The sequence below is a fragment of the Sphingomonas mollis genome (assembly GCF_016427505.1).
Lineage (GTDB): Bacteria > Pseudomonadota > Alphaproteobacteria > Sphingomonadales > Sphingomonadaceae > Sphingomonas > Sphingomonas mollis.
In genome coordinates this window covers 26,188-44,405 of the sequence record NZ_JAELXS010000009.1, presented here as the reverse complement: position 1 = coordinate 44,405, position 18,218 = coordinate 26,188, and the positions used below count along the sequence as shown (strand labels likewise).

26 protein-coding genes are annotated in these 18,218 nt (G+C 65.8%); 10 read left to right on the top strand and 16 right to left on the bottom strand.

All coding sequences use genetic code 11. The features are described from left to right. The first annotated feature begins 33 nt into the window (after positions 1-33). Positions 34-1,983, top strand: a complete 1,950-nt coding sequence (locus JAO74_RS15235; protein WP_199040015.1) for an energy transducer TonB — start codon at positions 34-36, stop codon at positions 1,981-1,983. Between the two features lie 50 nt (positions 1,984-2,033). Here JAO74_RS15235 and JAO74_RS15230 read toward each other — a convergent pair whose 3' ends face one another. Next, a complete protein-coding gene (locus JAO74_RS15230) occupies positions 2,034-2,675 on the bottom strand; it encodes a carbonic anhydrase (protein ID WP_199040013.1) in 642 nt (213 codons plus the stop codon). Further along, complete coding sequence (locus JAO74_RS15225; protein ID WP_199040011.1) at positions 2,672-4,252, bottom strand: SulP family inorganic anion transporter; 1,581 nt, start codon at positions 4,250-4,252, stop codon at positions 2,672-2,674. The genes JAO74_RS15230 and JAO74_RS15225 overlap by 4 nt, the downstream gene beginning before the upstream one ends. A gap of 177 nt (positions 4,253-4,429) precedes the next feature. On the opposite strand from JAO74_RS15225, the gene JAO74_RS15220 reads away from it, so the two are divergent. Together JAO74_RS15220 and JAO74_RS15215 are read left to right on the top strand one after the other, a co-directional pair. Beyond that, a complete protein-coding gene (locus JAO74_RS15220; RefSeq protein WP_199040005.1) occupies positions 4,430-4,963 on the top strand; it encodes a J domain-containing protein in 534 nt (177 codons plus the stop codon). Further along, positions 4,960-5,265: a (2Fe-2S) ferredoxin domain-containing protein gene (locus JAO74_RS15215; RefSeq protein ID WP_199040002.1), complete on the top strand. Its 306-nt coding sequence runs from the start codon at positions 4,960-4,962 to the stop codon at positions 5,263-5,265. The genes JAO74_RS15220 and JAO74_RS15215 overlap by 4 nt, the downstream gene beginning before the upstream one ends. A gap of 117 nt (positions 5,266-5,382) precedes the next feature. Here JAO74_RS15215 and JAO74_RS15210 read toward each other — a convergent pair whose 3' ends face one another. The 10 genes from JAO74_RS15210 to JAO74_RS15165 all read right to left on the bottom strand — a co-directional run bounded on the left by JAO74_RS15210 (position 5,383) and on the right by JAO74_RS15165 (position 9,019). Continuing rightward, the gene (locus tag JAO74_RS15210) at positions 5,383-5,787 is read right to left on the bottom strand and encodes a SufE family protein (protein ID WP_199039999.1); all 405 of its coding nucleotides are present in this window, start codon (positions 5,785-5,787) and stop codon (positions 5,383-5,385) included. 65 nt (positions 5,788-5,852) lie between these two features. Next, entirely contained in the window at positions 5,853-6,083 is a 231-nt protein-coding gene (locus JAO74_RS15205) for a hypothetical protein (RefSeq protein ID WP_056525585.1), read from the bottom strand. A gap of 13 nt (positions 6,084-6,096) precedes the next feature. Beyond that, positions 6,097-6,339 carry a hypothetical protein gene (locus JAO74_RS15200; RefSeq protein WP_199039996.1) on the bottom strand — a complete coding sequence of 81 codons (243 nt, stop codon included), beginning with the start codon at positions 6,337-6,339 and terminating at the stop codon, positions 6,097-6,099. Between the two features lie 27 nt (positions 6,340-6,366). Further along, positions 6,367-6,654 carry a hypothetical protein gene (locus JAO74_RS15195; protein ID WP_199039994.1) on the bottom strand — a complete coding sequence of 96 codons (288 nt, stop codon included), beginning with the start codon at positions 6,652-6,654 and terminating at the stop codon, positions 6,367-6,369. Positions 6,655-6,664: 10 nt separating this feature from the next. Beyond that, on the bottom strand, positions 6,665-6,976 hold the full coding sequence (locus JAO74_RS15190) for a hypothetical protein (protein WP_199039993.1): 312 nt from the start codon (positions 6,974-6,976) through the stop codon (positions 6,665-6,667). A 14-nt stretch (positions 6,977-6,990) separates the two neighbouring features. Further along, positions 6,991-7,272, bottom strand: a complete 282-nt coding sequence (locus JAO74_RS15185) for a hypothetical protein (protein WP_199039991.1) — start codon at positions 7,270-7,272, stop codon at positions 6,991-6,993. Between the two features lie 43 nt (positions 7,273-7,315). Continuing rightward, positions 7,316-7,693, bottom strand: coding sequence for an envelope stress response membrane protein PspC (gene pspC, locus JAO74_RS15180; protein ID WP_199039989.1), 378 nt, complete (start codon positions 7,691-7,693; stop codon positions 7,316-7,318). A 1-nt stretch (position 7,694) separates the two neighbouring features. Further along, complete coding sequence (gene pspB / locus JAO74_RS15175) at positions 7,695-7,985, bottom strand: envelope stress response membrane protein PspB (RefSeq protein WP_199039987.1); 291 nt, start codon at positions 7,983-7,985, stop codon at positions 7,695-7,697. 4 nt (positions 7,986-7,989) lie between these two features. Continuing rightward, the gene (pspA, locus tag JAO74_RS15170) at positions 7,990-8,658 is read right to left on the bottom strand and encodes a phage shock protein PspA (RefSeq protein ID WP_199039985.1); all 669 of its coding nucleotides are present in this window, start codon (positions 8,656-8,658) and stop codon (positions 7,990-7,992) included. 37 nt (positions 8,659-8,695) lie between these two features. Further along, a complete protein-coding gene (locus JAO74_RS15165) occupies positions 8,696-9,019 on the bottom strand; it encodes a hypothetical protein (RefSeq protein WP_199040347.1) in 324 nt (107 codons plus the stop codon). Positions 9,020-9,028: 9 nt separating this feature from the next. On the opposite strand from JAO74_RS15165, the gene pspF reads away from it, so the two are divergent. Both pspF and JAO74_RS15155 read left to right on the top strand, forming a co-directional pair. Beyond that, the gene (gene pspF, locus JAO74_RS15160; RefSeq protein WP_199039982.1) at positions 9,029-10,090 is read left to right on the top strand and encodes a phage shock protein operon transcriptional activator; all 1,062 of its coding nucleotides are present in this window, start codon (positions 9,029-9,031) and stop codon (positions 10,088-10,090) included. A 76-nt stretch (positions 10,091-10,166) separates the two neighbouring features. Then, positions 10,167-10,778, top strand: coding sequence for a superoxide dismutase (locus JAO74_RS15155; RefSeq protein ID WP_199039979.1), 612 nt, complete (start codon positions 10,167-10,169; stop codon positions 10,776-10,778). A 132-nt stretch (positions 10,779-10,910) separates the two neighbouring features. Here the strand turns inward: JAO74_RS15155 and JAO74_RS15150 are convergent, their stop codons facing one another. The 3 genes from JAO74_RS15150 to mtaB form a co-directional block, all read right to left on the bottom strand. Then, positions 10,911-11,588: an inner membrane-spanning protein YciB gene (locus JAO74_RS15150; protein WP_233151068.1), complete on the bottom strand. Its 678-nt coding sequence runs from the start codon at positions 11,586-11,588 to the stop codon at positions 10,911-10,913. Positions 11,589-11,733: 145 nt separating this feature from the next. Continuing rightward, positions 11,734-12,669 carry a signal recognition particle-docking protein FtsY gene (gene ftsY, locus JAO74_RS15145; protein ID WP_199039976.1) on the bottom strand — a complete coding sequence of 312 codons (936 nt, stop codon included), beginning with the start codon at positions 12,667-12,669 and terminating at the stop codon, positions 11,734-11,736. Beyond that, positions 12,666-13,865 (bottom strand): tRNA (N(6)-L-threonylcarbamoyladenosine(37)-C(2))-methylthiotransferase MtaB, encoded by a 1,200-nt coding sequence (mtaB, locus tag JAO74_RS15140; protein WP_199039972.1) that lies wholly within the window; start codon positions 13,863-13,865, stop codon positions 12,666-12,668. The genes ftsY and mtaB overlap by 4 nt, the downstream gene beginning before the upstream one ends. Here mtaB and JAO74_RS15135 point away from each other — a divergent pair. The 5 genes from JAO74_RS15135 (at position 13,864) to rimM (ending at position 17,334) form a co-directional block, all read left to right on the top strand. Next, positions 13,864-14,451 carry a DUF924 family protein gene (locus JAO74_RS15135; RefSeq protein WP_199039969.1) on the top strand — a complete coding sequence of 196 codons (588 nt, stop codon included), beginning with the start codon at positions 13,864-13,866 and terminating at the stop codon, positions 14,449-14,451. The two genes, mtaB and JAO74_RS15135, sit on opposite strands and share 2 nt — an antisense overlap. Before the next feature lie 165 nt (positions 14,452-14,616). Beyond that, positions 14,617-16,131, top strand: coding sequence for a signal recognition particle protein (gene ffh, locus JAO74_RS15130; protein ID WP_199039965.1), 1,515 nt, complete (start codon positions 14,617-14,619; stop codon positions 16,129-16,131). 97 nt (positions 16,132-16,228) lie between these two features. Beyond that, entirely contained in the window at positions 16,229-16,654 is a 426-nt protein-coding gene (gene rpsP / locus JAO74_RS15125; protein ID WP_199039962.1) for a 30S ribosomal protein S16, read from the top strand. Between the two features lie 55 nt (positions 16,655-16,709). Next, positions 16,710-16,862 carry a hypothetical protein gene (locus JAO74_RS15120; protein ID WP_199040344.1) on the top strand — a complete coding sequence of 51 codons (153 nt, stop codon included), beginning with the start codon at positions 16,710-16,712 and terminating at the stop codon, positions 16,860-16,862. Further along, on the top strand, positions 16,840-17,334 hold the full coding sequence (gene rimM, locus JAO74_RS15115) for a ribosome maturation factor RimM (protein WP_416194319.1): 495 nt from the start codon (positions 16,840-16,842) through the stop codon (positions 17,332-17,334). Before JAO74_RS15120 ends, rimM begins: the two co-directional genes overlap by 23 nt. 13 nt (positions 17,335-17,347) lie before the next feature. Here the strand turns inward: rimM and JAO74_RS15110 are convergent, their stop codons facing one another. Then, complete coding sequence (locus JAO74_RS15110) at positions 17,348-18,076, bottom strand: Crp/Fnr family transcriptional regulator (protein WP_233151066.1); 729 nt, start codon at positions 18,074-18,076, stop codon at positions 17,348-17,350. Positions 18,077-18,218: the final 142 nt, after the last annotated feature.

The window sequence follows — 18,218 nt, the reverse complement described above, 5'->3', positions numbered from 1 at the left end:
CGGTGCCGCCGATCAAACGGGATGGGGATTCGCGTGAACAGGAAAATGATCGTCGGCGCCGGGCTGTTGCTCGCGTCGGCCGCCACGGCGCAGCAGCCGGCACGTACCGTACAGCAGGATTTCGAGGCGGCGGCGGCGCTGGACGCCGGCACCGATCACGCCGCCGCGCTGGGCGCGTGGGAGGCGCTGGAGAAGCGGACGAAGCCGGGGACGCGCAGCAATGCGATCGTGCTGGTGCGCAAGAGCAATGTCCTGTGGAAGCTGGGGCGCAGCGACGATGCGGTCGCCGCGGCGCGGGCCGGGTTGGAAAAACTGCCGACGACGGACGCGTCGTTACGTGGCGACCGATACGATGCCTATTTCACGATCGGCCGGGTCGCCATGGCGGCGCTCGATTACGCCGGTGCGGCGACCGCTTTTGCCCAGGCGGAGCAACTGGCCGATCTTCCCGCGCAGAAACTCACCAGCCTGTTCGGCCTGATCGAAACCCTGACCTTCACCGATCCGGAAGGCGCGAAGGCTGCGCTGGCGCGCGCCAATACGGTGATCGCCGCCATCAAGGTCGAACCCGCGGTGGTCGCGCAGATTGCCCGCCGCGCCGCTGTTCTCGCGCTCAATTCGGGCGACCTCGCAACCGCCAGAAGCGAATCGCAGCGTGCGGTTAAGCTGATGGGCGGGTTGACCATGCAGACCGACCTCAATGACGTTTCCGCGCGCGCCGATGCGGCGCTGGCCCTGATATTGGGTGGTCAGCCCGACAGGGCGCGGGAGTATCTGGCCTATACCGGGGCCGGCCGGATACCGAACACGGATTTCGATCCCGCCAGCGGCATGACCGTTCCCGAATGCGGGGGCGATGCCGGATTGAAACCGAACGACATGGCGGTCGTGGAATTCTCGATCGCCGATGATGGCAAGGTCGACCGGTCCACGCCCGTCTATGCTGCGGGCGGCGGTGCGGTGGGACTGGAGTTCGCCCGAGCCGCGCGCAACTGGTCCATGTCGCCCGAACAGGCAAAACAATTGCCGGCTTTCTACCGGCACAACGTCCGTGTGGAATTACGGTGCACGACGGCGTTTGCCCGCCCGACGTTGACGCGCGTGCTGGCTGACGACCTGACCGCGTGGCTGGCGACGAAGGGCTTGCGGTCGGATCAGGATGTGGAAGAGGGGAAGGCGCCCGATACGACAAAATCCCGGTCCGCCCTTGCCGCGGCAGAGGCCAGGGGAGACGGCGATGCGCTGACTTCCCTGCCGCTGCTCGTCGCGTTGATGAACGATCCTCGGGTCGGTCGTGAGGAGACGCATGGTTTTGCGGTGCGGGCGCTGTCGATTGCGCGGGCCAACGCCGCACCCGCCACGGCATCATTGGGGCTGGCGCTGGTCGAACGGGCTACGGCCGGCACGGCGACATGGCGGGATCGCGATTATCAGCGCGCCATCGAGCCGCTGCAGGCCGATCCCTTGTTCGCCAACGATGCGCAGGCACGTGGCGCGTTGAGATTGACCCTCGCCGATTCGCAAAAGGGTGAGCGCGGCATGACATTGCTGCGACAGGTCGCTGACGATCCCGGCCTGAAGCCCAACGATCCGTTCCGGGTCGGGGCGCTCGTTCGTATCGCGTCACGGTCGCAGGCAAGCGGCGATACGATCGCGGCGAGGCAAGCGTTCGAGAAGACCGGACTGGAAGCCAGTCAGTGCGCCCTGCTCGATTCCCCACCGCGCTTTCTGAGCGCGGGCGGCACGTTTCCGGAAGAAGCCCGGCGCTGGGGGTTCGAGGGCTGGACGCGGACGGAGTTCGACGTCGATGCCAATGGCCGCGTCGTGAACCAGCGCGCAATCGTCAGCTACCCCGCCTTTGTCTTCACGGATGCCGGTGTGAAGACCATCACCGGCGCCCGTTTTACCAAAAGCTATCGGCCTGACGGAGGGCTTGGCTGTGGGGCGCTATGGCGAAACATAAAATTCGTCATGGGGAGCTGAAGGATATCGCGGCGACCGGCCTCTTCATCAGGCCGGTCGCGCGGTGAACATCACACCGTCAGCACCGGCTCCGGTCGGCCGACCTGATCCAGCGCGGTGTGGCGGTCGATCTCCATCAGCGGCTTCAACAGGCCGTCGCGGATGTCATAGACCCAGCCGTGCAGCGTCAGGTCCTGCCCACGTGCGAACGCGGCCTGCACGGTGTCGGTGCGGGCGAGGTTCACGAGCTGGTCGCGGACGTTGACCTCGACCAACCGGTTCACCTGCGCCTCGCCCTCCGGCAGGGCATGTACCTCGTCGGCATGATCGCACAGCGCGGCATGGGCGGGTTCCAGCCATCGCTTGACGGGGCCGGTGGCGCTGCCGCTCAGCGTCGCCTTGATGCCGCCGCAACCGTGATGGCCGCAGACGATGATGTTGGGCACGGCCAGCACGTCGACGGCGTGCTGCAACGTGCTCATCAGGTTCAGGTCTTCGGGATTGACCAGATTGGCGATGTTGCTGTGGATGACCATCCGGCCGGGCAGCGACTGGGTTTTCTGTTCCGGGCTGACCCGGCTGCCGGAACAGCCGATCCACATGAATTCCGGCTTCTGGCCGGCGACGCTGCGGCTGAAGAAATCGGCATTCTCGTCGGTAAGCTCGACCGCCCAGGCGCGGTTGGCGAGCAGGAGTTGCTTGGACTGTTTCATACGAACCGGACCCCGGAAACAGGTGCGTCGATCAACGGCGCGCTGCGATCGGCGATGTCACCGCGCACGACGACGCCGATGCCGCGATACTGCGCGTTCTTGATGAAGGCGTTGATGATGTCGATGTTGTCGAGGTCGACATAGCTGGTCGAGGTCAGGTCGATCATCAGGTTCGCGCCGTCCGGCACCAGCCCCAACCGCTCCTGCAATTCATATTTGTGGATGAAATACAGGTTGCGGCGGGCGCGGACCAGCCAGTCGTCGCCGTCATGCGCCACCGTGATCGCGGTACGGAAATTCCGCCCGATCACGAAGACGAAGCCGACGACCATGCCGATCATGATCCCTTCCAGCAGGTCGGTGAACAGGATGGCGACGACGGTGACGACCAGCGGCACGAACTGCGTCCAGCCCTGTTTGAAGCGGGCGATGTACAGCTTCGGCTTGGTCAGCTTGTACCCCGTCGCGATCAGCACGGCGGCCAGCGCCGACAGCGGGATCAGGTTCAGCACGGCGGGGATCAGCGCGACCGACACCAGCAGCCAGGTGCCGTGCAGGATCGTCGACAGCTTGCTGTCGGCGCCCGCATCGACGTTGGCCGAGGAGCGGACGATGACCGACGTGACCGGCAGGCCGCCGATCAGGCCGGAGACGATGTTGCCGCCGCCCTGCGCCATCAGTTCCCAGTTCTTGTCGGTGGTGCGGCGCTTGGGATCGATCTCGTCCACGGCCTTGACGCTCAGCAGCGATTCGAGGCTGGCGACGATGGCGAGCGTGGCGGCGGTGGTCCACACCGCGCCGGTGCCGATCGCGGTGAAGTCGGGCAGGCTGAACAGCGCGATGAATTCGGACGGATTCGCAGCCTTGGGCACCTGCACCAGGTGCTTGGCGGCAAGCTGCCACTCAGGCTTCACTGCACCGAGCAGCGCGTTGCCGAGCACGCCGATCAGCACGACGACCAGCGGCCCCGGCACGAACCGCAGCGGCCCCTGCTTCGGCCGGGCGGCGTCCCACCAGAACAGGAACACGAGCGACACCAGCGCGATGATCGTGGCACCCGGCGTGATACTGCCGGTCAGGCTCTCCGCGATCCGCGAGAAGGTGTTGACGCCGGCCTCGGTGCTGAATTCGAAGATGCCCTCCGCCTCGGCATCGAAGCCGACGGCGTGGGGGATCTGTTTCAGGATCAGGATCAGGCCGATCGCCGCCAGCATGCCGGTGATGACCGACGAGGGCACGAATTCGGCCAGGATGCCGGCCTTCGTAAACGAAAATCCCAGCTGCAACACGCCGGCCAGCATCACCGCCAGCGTGAATACCTGAAACGAGGGCAGGCTCTCGATCGCGGTCAGGACGATGACGGTCAGGCCCGCCGCCGGTCCCGATACGGACAAGGAGGATCGCGACAGGGCACCGACGACGATGCCGCCGACGATGCCCGCGATCACGCCGGAGAAGAGCGGCGCACCGGAGGCGAGTGCGACGCCGAGACATAGCGGCAGCGCGACGAGCGCCACCACGATGGAGGCCGGCACGTCGGTACGGGCGGTGGCCAGCAAGGATTTCGAGGACGGCACCAGGGCTCCTGTCGCTAAGGTGTCGAAGCCAATGTCCGTATCGGACATGAACTTAACATGACATATCTGTCATCTGCCTCCGGGCATAGATGACGATCGCAACCCGTGCAACGGCGAAGGGCCGAAACGACCGTATCGAGGTTGCGTCACGGCATCGGACGCCTATGTCGGCAGGCTATGGCGTACCGCCCGACACGATCCAACGACTGGGGCTTTCCCCGATGGCGCGGCTATAGCGCCGGCCGCGAGGCGGAAACCGTGCGCCTGTGCGACCGGCATGGCTGCCAGGAACCGGGCAATTGCCCTGCGCCGAAATCGCCCAACAACCCCGATCGCTGGTGGTTTTGCCAAACTCACGCCGGCGAATACAATCGCGGCTGGGACTATTTCGAGGGCCTGTCGGCGGAGGAAGCGGCGGCGCGCGAGGCGGACGAATCGGGCACGGCGGCCGGGTACGAACGGTCGCGCCATTACGCGTGGAGCGGGCCGGGCGATGGCAGCCGGTCGCGCGACGAACTCCGTGCGTTGACCGCACTGGGGCTGGAAGAAGAGGCCGGCTTCGAGGAAATCCGCGGCGCGTGGCGCAAGCTGGCCAAGGAGAACCATCCCGATGTGCGGCCGGGCGATCCCGATGCCGCCGTGCGGTTTCAGGCGGTGCAGGCCGCCTATGAAGTCCTCCGTGCCGCCGAAGAGCGTCGGACAGCCGCTTGATCCGCATCGCCAAGAGCCGCTGGCGCGGCGTCGTGCTGGTGTGCGGTAAATGTTCGAAGAAGGTGTCGGGCGGGTTCGGCGACGACGGTCGGACGTCGCTGACCAAGGTGCTGCGCCAGCGCGCGGGAAAGGGGCGGAAGGCTGATTTCGGGGTAATCGAGACGAAATGCCTGAAGCTCTGCCCGAAGCGCGCGGTCGCGGTGGTCGATGCGGAACGGCCGGCGGCGTGGCTGGTGGTCGATCCGGGTGAGCCGGTCGATACGGTGGTGGCGCGGTTGGGATTTATCGACCGGACTGAGTAGTCACCTTTATGTTCCCCGGCGGCGGCCGGGGTCCAGCCGGGTGGACTATCGTGATGACTTACAGCGGCCTTCCCAACTAGACCCCGGCCTCCGCCGGGGAACGGCAGGTATCCGCTGCTACGCGTAGCGCGCGGCGGTTTCGTGGATCAGCGCGATCATGTTGGGGATGCCCTGCGTCCGGTTCGAGCTCAACTGCCGGCTGAGATCGAACGGCGCCAGTTCTCCTGCCACGTCCGTGGTCAGGATCGCCGCCGGTTGCCGGTCCTGCACCGCGATCAGGACCAGCGCGATGATGCCCTTGGTGATCGCGGCGTTCGAGTCGGCCAGAAAGTGCAGCGTGCCGTCGTCGGCACGGGTCGGATAGACCCAGACGGAGGCGGAGCAACCACGGACCAGCGTCGCATCGGTCTTCAGCGCGTCCGGCATCGGTTCCAGCGCCTTGCCCAGATCGATCAGCAGACGATAACGGTCGTCGGCGTCGAGAAAGTCGTATTCGTCGTGAATTTCAGTGAGGCTGGGCATCACCGGCGGGTAGCGGCTGGCGCGGGCCGCGACAACCGTGGCGACCGCGTGGGGGACGCCGATCCCTAGAGATCGACGCCGGCCGCGATCGCTTCGAGCTTCTTGATCCGCTCGCGCAGGTCGGCGATCTCGATGCGGGCGCCGGCGGTGGGCAGGGGGGCGTGGCCGCCCTGGTCCATCTCGTTGCGCTTCAGCTGCAGCCAGCCGCGCCAGCCGGCAAGGCCGCCCGCGACGATCATGCCCAGGCCGGTCAGGCCCGCAAGCGACAGGGTAACGGTGGTGAATGGATCGATCATGACCCGCCTCCTTCTAGCGGTCGCGCAGCCGCTCGATCTCGCGATCGAGACCCAGGCTGCCATGGTTGTCGGTGATGACGCGTTCCAGCACGGCGACGCGTTCCTTCAGTTGCCGCATCTCTTCCTGCGTGCGCATCGCGTCGGCGCTTTGCACGAGGTGGTGCTGTTGCTGGCCGAGTGACTGGTATCGCCGTGAGAGGACCTTGGCGATCGAGACGATGAGGACGATCGCGACGACCATCGAAAAGGGGTTCATGTTCGTTCTTCCCTGAATTGACGCTGGTCAGCCCAGCCTGATCGGTTCCGGCTGGTCGCGGCGCAATCGTTCGATCTCGTCGGACAGATCCATGCCGCGATCGGTGACGATCCGTTCCAGCACCCGGACCCGCTGTTCCAGCCGCTCGGTATGCGCCGCATATTGCGCGGCCTTCTCGGCGGTCTGCCGGGTGATGACCTCGCTCATCCGTTCCTTGTGCTTCAGCCAGCGGCTGAACATGTTGCCGCCGACACCGAGGATGACGGGCAGTCCCACCACGATGAAGAAAAAGGCGAGGAAAACGCTGCTTTGCATGGTCTGATCCTCAGTTCGGATGGCTGCGAAGGCGATCGATCTCGTGGCTCAACAGGTTGCCGCTGTCGGTCACGATCCGTTCGACGACCAGCCGGTCCTTCATCGATCCCAGTTCGGCGCGCAGCTGGGCGTTCTCCTGACTGAGCAGCTTGATCCGCTCGGCGGTCTCCTGATCCTTGCGGGGATAGACCGCCTGACCCCAGGCGCCGTCCAACGGATAGCCGTTCTTGATCCGCATCCAGGTGGTCAGCACCCAGCCACCGATTCCGGACAGCCCCAGAATGACCGCGACGGGGACGAAAGCATCGAAAGGGAATGGCATGATGGCGGCTCCTCTCAGCGCAGCGCGTCGATGTCGCGGGCGGTGCGTTCGGCGGGGTCGGTGGCGATGCGTTCCAGCACCGCGATCCGCTCCTCCAGCCGGCTGACCTTGCCCACCAGCTTTTCATTCTCGGTCGTCAGCAGCCTCATGTGCCGGCGCGCCTCGGGATCGTCGGTGTTGCCCCAGTCGTCGCTCGGCGCATAACCATGCCTGGCGCGTATCCAGTTGTTCACGACCCATCCGCCGGTCGACATGGCAATGATCGCCAGCACGAAGAACGGTCCACCCCAGTCCATCGTCTTCCTCCCTGATCTCGTCGTCTCGCCGTCGGGCGAAGGGTCAGCGCAGCGCGTCGATCTCGTTGGCGAGAGCGGTGTTGCGGCTGGTGTAGTGGGTTTCCATGTCGGCCAGCCGGCGATCGATATCGCGCAGTTTCGACCGGACCTCGGCGCTCGACCGCTTCGGGTTCGAGCGGACGCCCTGCCAGAACTTGGCATCGTCCGGCGTATCGTACAGCCCGATCGGCTTGGGATCGACGACCCAGGCGACGATCATGTACGCGATGACCAGCCACCATTGCTGGGCGATGACGGTCATGCCGGCCACGCCGAGGCGGACCCAAAGGACATCGAGACCGGTATAATCGGATATCCCGGCGCAGACGCCCTTCCACTTGGCATCCTGCTTGTTCAGGTAGAATTGGGTACGGGCAGCCATCTCAGTTGCTCCGATCAAGATTGGGGTTGCGGTTGATCTGATATTGCGTCGGCGTCTGCGGGGCGTTCAGGCCCGGCTTCCAGTCGGGATTGTCGGCGGCCACGATCCGTTCGACGGTGTTGAGGCGATCTTCCAGACGGCGGGCGAGATTGTACATCTCGTCCAGCATCCGTTCGTCCTCCTCGGTGATCTTCGGCGCCCGCTTCCACTGCGAGACATAGTGCAGGATCAGCCACGGCAGGCCGATGAAGATCGACGTGATCGCGATCAGCGGTACGAAAATGTCTTCCATCGCCTCAGCCCTCCGACTTGTTCAGTCGCGCCTTCAGCGCGGCCAGATCGGCATCGACGCGGTCGCTCTGGCGAAGCTCGGCGATCTCGTCTTCCAGGCTCTTGCTGACGCCAAGACCCATCGCCTCGGCGCGGCCCTCCGCCTCGTCGGCGCGGCGTTCCAGTTCGCCGAAGCGGCTGAACGCCTCCTGCGTCTTGGGGCCGGCATAGGCATCGCGCAGGCGATAGCGGTTGTTGGCGCTTTCCAGCCGGGTCTGGATCGTCGACTGCTTGTTGCGCGCCTCGCGCAGGCGACCCTGCAGCTTGGCGATGTCCTCTTCCGACGCGCGCAGGCCGTCGTCGAGCACCTGCACCTCCGCCTTAAGCTGATCGGCCATGTCGGCCGCCTTCTGGCGTTCCATCAGGGCGGCCTTGGCCAGATCCTCGCGGTCCTTCGACAGCGCCAGTTCCGCCTTTTCGGTCCAGTTCGTCTGAAGCTGGTCCAGCTTGGCGATGTGCCGGCGCATTTCCTTCTGGTCGGCGATGGTGCGGGCGGCAGAGGCGCGAACCTCGACCAGCGTCTCTTCCATCTCGAGGATAATCATCCGGATCATCTTCGCGGGGTCTTCGGCCTTGTCGAGCAGGTCGGCGAAGTTGGCGGCGACGATGTCGCGGGTGCGGCTGAATATTCCCATCATGAACTCCTGAGGGGCGGAAATGGCGTTCACGCCCTTATGCCACGAACCGGGCCGCCGTGGCGACTGCCGCGCCGGCATTCCCGCCCGTTTTCATCGAACCGTCATGGGCGGCGGGACCGACGGCGGCGAGCACGCAGGTGGCGCTCATGACGATGGTGAGGGCGAGGGCGGCGAACTTGTGGGTCAGGTCGTTGAACATCATTGCCTCCATCAATTGGTTGGCCGCGCTGTCGGCGGGATACCTGATGCTTTGCAGGGGGCGTGCCAGTTTTGAAAAACGTGAGAAAACAGCGGCTAATGCGATTTCCGCTGCGATGGATGATGTGGCGGCTTGCGCAAACTTGGTATTTTGCGCCAAACATTGGCGATGGAACGGGCCAGCCAGGTCATCGGTCAGTCGGGGGCGTTCCTCGATGCCCTCGAACGTGCGAGCCGCGCGGCCGCGCTCGACCGCCCCGTGCTGGTCATCGGCGAGCGGGGGACGGGCAAGGAACTGGTCGCCGAGCGACTCCATCGCCTCAGCCAGCGCTGGGACCATCCGCTGGTCGTCATGAACTGCGCGGCGCTGCCCGAAACGCTGATCGAGGCGGAATTGTTCGGGCATGAGGCGGGAGCCTTCACCGGCGCGACCAAGGCGCGCGTCGGGCGATTCGAGGAGGCGGATGGCGGCACGCTGTTCCTCGACGAACTGGGCACCCTGTCGATGGCTGCGCAGGAACGCCTGCTGCGCGCGGTCGAATATGGCGAGGTCACGCGGATCGGATCGTCGCGGCCGATGCGGGTCGACGTGCGCATCGTCGCCGCCACCAACGAACACCTGCCCGACAAGGTGGACCGGCACGAGTTCCGCGCCGATCTGCTCGACCGGCTGTCGTTCGAGGTCGTGACGCTGCCGCCGCTGCGCAGTCGCGCGGGCGACATCCATGTGCTGGCGGATCATTTCGGACGAAGGATGGCGGCGGAGCTGGGGCGGGAGCGCTGGCCCGGCTTCGGTCCAGTGGCGGTGGATCAGTTGCTGAAGCATCGCTGGCCCGGCAACGTCCGCGAATTGCGTAATGTGGTGGAGCGGGCGGTGTATCGCTGGGAACAGGGCGGGCCGATCGATTCGATCGAGATCGATCCGTTCGCGTCGCCCTATCGGCCCCAGAATCAGGGGCAGGGGCAGGGGCAGGGGGCGCCGACGCCGCGGGTCGAAACGACGGGCAACGCACCGACGGATCAGGCGGGGCAGGACGACGAGGTGGCCGCCTGCGAGGTCGGGCCATCCGACTTCAAATCGCGTGTGGCCTTGTTCGAGCGGGAATTGCTGACCCGCAGCTTGGCCGAGAACCGCTTCAACCAGCGCCAGACCGCCGATGCGCTGGGGCTGTCGTACGACCAGCTTCGCCATGCGCTGCGCCGCCACGATCTGATCGGAACGGTTGCGTAACACACGCCGGGGGACCAATTGAGCGCGGCGTGCGTTTCTCGCACCGTCTAATTCAGGCCCAATCAGGAGAAGCCCCATGGCGTTCGAACTGCCGCCCCTTCCGTATGATTACGACGCGCTGGAGCCGACAATCTCGAAAGAGACGATGACGTTCCACCACGACAAGCACCACGCCGCCTATACCAACAAGCTGAACGAGTTCGTCGCCGCCGATCCGAAGCTGGAAGGCAAGACGATCGAGGAAATCCTCGGCCAGATCTCGACGTTGCCGGCCGGCATCCGCAACAATGGCGGCGGTTTCTGGAACCACGACTTCTTCTGGAACACCATGAAGAAGGGCGGCGGCACGCCATCGGGCAAGCTGGCCGAGGCGATCGACCGCGATTTCGGCGGGCTCGACAAGCTGAAGGAAGAGTTCAACACCAAGGGCGCGGGCCAGTTCGGCTCGGGCTGGGCATGGCTGATCGCCGATGCGAGCGGCAAGCTGAAGGTCACGTCGACCCCCAATCAGGACAATCCCCTGATGGACGACGCCAAGGAGCAGGGCACGCCGTTGCTGGGTAACGACGTGTGGGAGCACGCGTACTACCTGACGTATATGAACGACCGGCCGGGCTATCTGAAGGCGTGGTGGGACGTGGTCGACTGGGACAAGGTCGGTCAGCGTTACGACGCGGTAGCGGCGTAACTCCCGACAAACATCCGACGTCACCCCAGCGAAAGCTGGGGTCTCCCTGTGGTGAGGTACTTACCGTTTACCGGGAGATGCCAGCCTTCGCTGGCATGACGATGGGGAGAGGGGTGGTTTTACGACCGCCCCTCACTCCGGCGGCAACTCCTTCGCCACCGCGCCTTCGCCCGCCTGCAACCCGTGGCGCATCAGCATCGGCAGGTTCGCGATCGCGAAGCCCAGCGTCAGCGGGATCGCGCCCCACAGCTTGAACCCCACCCAGAAATCCCAGCCGGCGTTGCGCCAGACGATCTCGTTCAGGATCGCCATGGCGACGAAGAATATCATCCAGTTACGCGTCAGCTTGCGCCAGCCGAGCGCCGACAGGCCCGGATAGGCGGAACCCAGCAATCCCTCCAGCAACGGTCGCCCGGTAATGAGGCCGAAGCCCAAGACGCTGGCGAATGTGGCGTAGACGATGGTCGGCTTCATCTGGATGAAGCGGGGGTCGTGGAAATAGACGGTCAGGCCGCCGAATATCACGACCAGCACGCCCGAAATCCACAGCATCGGCGACACGCTGCCCAGCTTTACCTTCGACACGATGATCGCGATTATGGTGGCGATGACGAACGCGGTCGTCGCGCAGATCACCCGCGCGATCACCAGCGCGCCGAGCCGGTCCATGTCGGACAGCATCCCGCTGAACTGCGCCACCAGCCGCATCATCGGTTCGGCGGGGGCAAGGAAATTGACGAGGAAGAAAACGACGAGTGGCGCGTAGTCGACGCCCATGCGCAGGCCGGAGGAGTTGTCGTTCCTGCTCATCAAAATCCTCCCCGGCACGGGGAGGGGGACCAGCGAAGCTGGTGGAGGGGGAGTGCCACGGGAGATCCCGCTCGCGGCGACCCCCCTCCACCACGCGCTATGCGCGCGGTCCCCCTCCCCGTGCCGGGGAGGATCATCAGCCCGCTCACTTCTTCACTCCCTCAACCCCGGCGATGATCCGGCTGACCTCGTTGGCGTCGAACGGTCGCAGGTCGGTCATGCCCTCACCGATGCCGATCGCGTGGATCGGCAGGCCGAAGCGCTCCGCCGCTGCGACCAGCACGCCGCCGCGCGCGGTGCCGTCCAGCTTGGTCATGACCAGCCCGGTGACGCCGGCGACGTCCTTGAACACCTCGATCTGGTTCAGCGCGTTCTGGCCGGTGGTGGCGTCCAGCACCAGCACCACGTCGTGCGGCGCCTCCGGGTTCAGGCGGCCGAGCACGCGGCGGATCTTGGACAGTTCGTCCATCAGCTCGCGCTTGTTCTGCAGGCGGCCGGCGGTGTCGACGATCAGCACGTCGATACCCGTCGCGGTCGCCTGCTTTACGGCTTCGTAGACGATGCCGGCCGCGTCGCCGCCTTCCTTGCCGGTGACGATCGGCACGCCGACCCGGTCCGCCCAAGTGCGCAACTGGCCGATCGCGGCGGCGCGGAACGTGTCGCCCGCGGCCAGCATCACGCCGTAATCCTGTTCCATGAACAGATGCGCCAGCTTGGCGATCGTCGTCGTCTTGCCGGAACCGTTGACGCCGATGACCAGGATCACCTGCGGTCGGGGAAAGGCATCGATCTCCAGCGGCCGCGCGACCTTGGCCAGCGCCTTCTCCACCTCTTCGGCGACGACGAGGCGGATGCCGAGTTCCTCCATGTTCCGCTCGAAACTGCCCTCGGCCAGCCGGGTGCGGATATGGCCCGCCGTCTCGGGACCGAGATCGGAGGCGATCAGCGCCTCCTCGATCTCCTCCAACGTGTTGTCGTCCAGCCGCGCGGTGCCGAGGCCGGCGAGGTTGCCGACCAGCCGGTCGGACGTGCGCCGGAAGCCGCCGAGCAGCTTGTCATGCCAGGAGGGGGTCGTGCTCATACCGTGGTTCCGATGAGATGGGTGTCGGTGGCGCCGGTGATCGCGGCGCGGACGATGGTGCCGGGGTCGGCATGGGCGGTCAGGTGGATGTCGGCGAAGTCGTCGGCATGGCCGCGTGTGCCCGGTCGTTCGACCAGCACGGTGCGGACGGCGCCGACCTGCGCCGCCAGCCATGCCGCCCGGCGAGTGGCCGCTGCTTGCCGCAACAGGCCGGCCCGCTCGCGCCGCACGACCGGATCGACCTGCGGCATCCGTGCGGCGGGCGTGCCGGTGCGCGGTGAATAGGGGAAGATATGCGCATGGACGATGTCGCAATCGGCGATCAGCGCCAGCGTATCGGCGAACATCGCATCATCCTCGGTAGGGAAGCCGGCGATCAGGTCCGCGCCGATCGCCACGTCGGGCCGGCATGCCTTGATCCGCTCCACCAGCGCCACCGACTGGGCGCGGGAATGGCGGCGCTTCATCCGCTTCAGGATCATGTCGTTGCCCGCCTGCAGCGACAGGTGGAGATGCGGCATCACCCGCATCTCGCTCGTCACCAGATCGAACAGGCGGTCGTCGATCTCGATCGAATCGAGCGACGACAGCCGCAACCGCATCAGGCCGGGCACGCCGCGCAGGATGCGCTCGACAAGCAAGCCGAGCGATGGCGCACCCGGCAGGTCGTGGCCATAACTGGTAAGGTCGACACCGGTCAGCACGACCTCGCGGTGGCCGGCATCGACCAGTGCCGCGATGTGATCCACCACCCCGCCGGCCGGGATCGACCGGCTGGCACCACGCCCCTGCGGGATGATGCAGAAGGTGCAAGCGTGGTCGCAGCCATTCTGCACCTCGACAAAGGCGCGGGCATGGCCGTCGAACAGGGTGGCGGGCAGGGCTTCGGTGCGGCCCCAGCTGGCGGGCAGCAGCTTGGCGTCGTTGGCGACGACGCGCTCGACCTCCGGCATCGCCGCGAAACTCGCCGGATCGATCGTCGCGGCGCAGCCGGTGACCACGATCCTTGCCCCGGGCCGGTCGCGGGCGGCGCGGCGAATCGCGGCGCGGGTCTGCTTCACCGCCTCGTTCGTGACGGCGCAACTATTGACGACGACCATGTCCCGCCCCGCGATCAGGGCGCGGATCGTTTCGCTTTCGGCAATGTTGAGGCGACATCCGAGGCTGACCACCTCGGCCGCAGGAGGAGGCGACATGACCGGCGATTTAGGGGCGCACGACGCGCAAGTCCACGACCAGCCACGCGAACGCGCCGGCGCGATACTCGACTTCTGGTTCGCGCTGACCCCCGAAGAGCATTTCGCAAAGAACGAGGCGCTCGATGCGACCATCGCCACCCGGTTCGGGACATGGCGCGACGCGGTGCTGGCGTCCGGCGCGGCGGGGTGGCGCGACGATCCGAAAACGTTGCTGGCCGCGATCATCCTGCTCGACCAATTCTCTCGCAACATCCATCGCGGCACGGCGGAGGCGTTCGCGGCCGATCCGCTGGCCCTGTCGCTGACGCACGAGGCGATCGCGCGGGGGTGGGACGTCGATTATACCGATGACGAGCGCGTCTTTCTCTATCTGCCGCTGATGCACGCAGAGGACGCGGCGACGCAGGATCTGTGCGTCGAGAAATATGCCGCGCTGGGTATCGAGAACAATCTGGCCTTCGCGCGCGACCATCGCGCGGTGATCCAGCGGTTCGGCCGCTTCCCCGGCCGCAACGACGCGCTGGGGCGGGACAGCAGCGAGGCGGAGCGGCAATATCTGGAGGAGACGGGCGGCGGCTGGTAGCGGCCGTCCTTGCCAATCCCGTCGCATTCGCCTATCGGACCACTCACGTTCGTTGTCGAACGCTGAAGATCAGCACGACCGCCCTTTGCGCGGCGTGCACGCTGGCCGGCGAGTTTTCGCCCGCCGGCGCTTTTGCGTTTGGCGTGTTTTGAGGTTGGTGACACCATGTTCGAGAGCTTGAGCGACCGGCTTGGCGGCGTCTTCGATCGCCTGCGTGGCCGGGGCGCGCTGACCGAGGCGGATGTCCGCGCGGCGATGCGCGAAGTGCGCGTGGCGCTGCTCGAAGCCGACGTGGCGTTGCCCGTCGCGCGCGATTTCGTCGACAAGGTGACCGAACAGGCGATCGGCCAGAACGTCCTACGCTCGGTCACGCCGGGTCAGCAGGTCGTCAAGATCGTCCATGACGCGCTGATCGCGATGCTGGGCGCCGACGAATCGTCGTTGTTGCTCGATGTCACGCCGCCCGCGGTCGTGATGATGGTCGGCCTGCAGGGGTCGGGCAAGACGACCACGACCGCCAAGATCGCCAAACGCCTGACCCAGGGTTCTTTGACCGGTCGCGAGCGCAAGAAGGTGCTGATGGCGTCGCTCGACGTCAATCGCCCCAATGCGCAGGAGCAGTTGGCGACGCTCGGCACGCAGGTCGAGGTCGCGACGTTGCCGATCATCGCCGGCCAGCAGCCGGTCGAGATCGCCCGCCGCGCGATGCAGGCGGCCAAGTTGCAGGGCTATGACGTCCTGATGCTCGACACCGCCGGTCGTCTGCACGTCGATCAGGCGCTGATGGACGAGATGAAGGCGGTCGCCGACATCGCCCGCCCGCAGGAAATCCTGCTCGTCGTCGATTCGCTGACCGGTCAGGACGCGGTCAACGTCGCGCAGAACTTCTCGGATCAGGTGCCGCTGACCGGCATCGTGCTGACCCGGATGGACGGCGATGCACGCGGCGGTGCCGCGTTGTCGATGCGCGCCGTCACCGGCAAGCCGATCAAGTTTGCCGGCACCGGCGAAAAGATGGATGCGCTTGAGGCGTTCCATCCGGAGCGTGTAGCCGGTCGTATCCTGGGCATGGGCGACGTCGTGTCGCTGGTCGAGCGCGCCGCCGAATCGATCCAGGTCGAAGACGCCGAGCGCATGGCCATGAAGATGGCCAAGGGCCAGTTCGACATGGACGATCTGCGCGGTCAGCTGGCGCAGATGCGCCGGATGGGCGGCCTGGGCGCGCTGGCCGGCATGATGCCCGGCATGAAGAAGGCGCAGGGCGCGCTCGCCGCCCAGCCGGGCAGCGACAAGATGCTGATCCATATGGATGCGATGATCGGGTCGATGACGGCCAAGGAACGCTCGAAGCCCGAACTCATCAACGCCAAGCGCAAGATCCGTATCGCCAAGGGCTCCGGCACCACGGTTCAGGAGGTGAACAAGCTCCTGAAGATGCACCTCGAAATGTCCACCGCCATGAAGAAGATCAAGAAGATGGGCGGGCTGAAGGGCATGATGGCGATGCTGGGCAAGGGCGGCATGGGCGGTGGTATGGCCGGGCTCGGCAATGCCATCGGCGGCGCCGGCATGGGCGACCTGATGAGCAAGGCGGGGGGCGGGCTTACCGGCCTAGGCGGCGGTGCCGACGGCATGCCCAAGCTGCCACCCGGCTTCGAAGGACTTCTCAAGAAGAAATAACGACCTGCCCGATCCCGCTGCGGCGGCGAGAGGGCCTTACCCCAACCAACCTGTCCCGGCGCCTGTCGGGATCACGATACCAAGAAGGAAGAATATCATGGCCATCAGCATTCGCCTGTCGCGTGGCGGCTCCAAGAAGCGCCCGTATTACCGCATCGTCGTGGCCGATGCGCGCGCACCGCGCGACGGCAAGTTCATCGAGAAGATCGGCAACTACAATCCGCTGCTCGCCAAGGATGCCGAGAACCGCGTCGTGCTCGATGCCGACCGTGCGAAGCATTGGCTGTCGGTCGGCGCGCAGCCCACCGACCGCGTCGCTCGTTTCCTCGACGCCGCCGGCCTGCGTGAGCGTGCCGCTCGCCAGAACCCGAACAAGGGCAAGCCCGGCGAGAAGGCTACCGAGCGCGCCGAGGAGCGTGCCGAAAAGGTGAAGGCCGCCGAGGAAGCCGCCGCCGCCGAGAAGGCAGCACCTGCCGCCGAGCCGGAGGCCGCCGAGGCCCCCGCCGACGCGACCGCCGAGTAACAGGCAGCCGATCCGCGTCATCATGCGTTGTCCCGCTATCCAGCAGGAGTGACGCATGATGACGATGGATACGAACCCCACCCCCGACCCCCGCACCGCGCCCGACGATATGGAGGACGCGACGAACGAGGGTCGATCGGCCGAGCAGCCCGCCGAGGGCGGCGATGGTACGCCCCCGGAGAATGATGGCTCCCCCCACCAACGCTGATACGAAGCAGCCCGTCACGCTTGCCGCTGTCATTGGTGCGCACGGCATCGCGGGCGAGGTGCGCCTGAAGGTCTTTGCCGAGGATTTCGCGGCGCACCACAGCTTTAACGACGGTGCCCTGACGCTGACGTCCCTGCGCCATGGCGGCAATGGGGCGATTGCCCGCTTCACGCAGGTGGAGGATCGCACCGCCGCCGAAGCGCTGCGCGGCACGACGCTGACCGTGCCGCGCAGCGCCCTGCCGCCGCTGGCCGAGGGCGAATATTATCATGCCGACCTGCTCGATCTGCCAGCCGTCACGCCTGATGGCGATGCACTGGGCACAGTGGTCGCCATCGACAATTTCGGGGCAGGGGACGTGATCGAGATCGAACGCCCCACCGGCAAGCGCTTCATGGTGCCGATGCGACCCGAGGCCGTGCCGGAATGGTCGCCGGAGCGGCTGGTGATCGACCCGCTCTTCGTCGAGTAGGCCGGGCTGACCGTCAGCCGGTATGGCTGAACAGGTCGGTATGCAGATGCAGATAGCGCTGGTTGAAGTCGCCGATGCTGCGCAGCCGTTCCCATTGCGGAAAATTGATCTTGCGCTTCGTACGCGAGATCAGGCCATCGGCCTCCAGCGCCTTCAACATTCGGTTCACATGCACCGATGTCAGACCCAGCGCGTCGCTCAGCCGCTCCTGCGTCATCGGCAGCATATAGCCATATTCATCGATCAGGTCGGCCGCTTCCAGCCGGGCGCCCAGCTCGCATAGCAGATGCGCCGTCCGCGTCAGGGCGTTGCGCCGTCCGACATTGACGATCCACTCGCGCGAGATCGATGCCTCTGCCAGCATATTGACGAACAGCGCATGCCCCACCGCCGGCCGTGCCTTGACCAATTGCTGCACGTCGGACCGCACGATCACCGCGATGTCTCCGCGCGTCAGCATCTGGACGCTGTGATCGGCTACATCGAGCGCCATATAGTTCAGGTCGATCGGATCGCCCGGTATGTGCAGGGCGATGATCTGTTGCGACCCGTCACCGGTCAGTTTCTGGCGAAAGGCAAAACCCGCCGTCAGGACGAAACACAGGCCCGGCCGCTCGGCTTCACGGATGACATAGGTGGAAGCCTCCAGCGTCCGCATCGTGACCGGCAGTTCGGCGATCATCCGGCAGTCGTCGGCATCCAGCGGTGCCCGCAGCGACAGATTCCGAATCAGCGATTGCAAAGGTGTCGGAGGGGCACTCATCATCATTTCCCGCGTTAGGGCGGGAGCACGAAGCATCTCTCGGTCGCCGAAGCCCGGATATCCGTTCAGCGATGACCGTCCATAACATGTCCGCGCATGACTGGTACAACAAATGTATGAT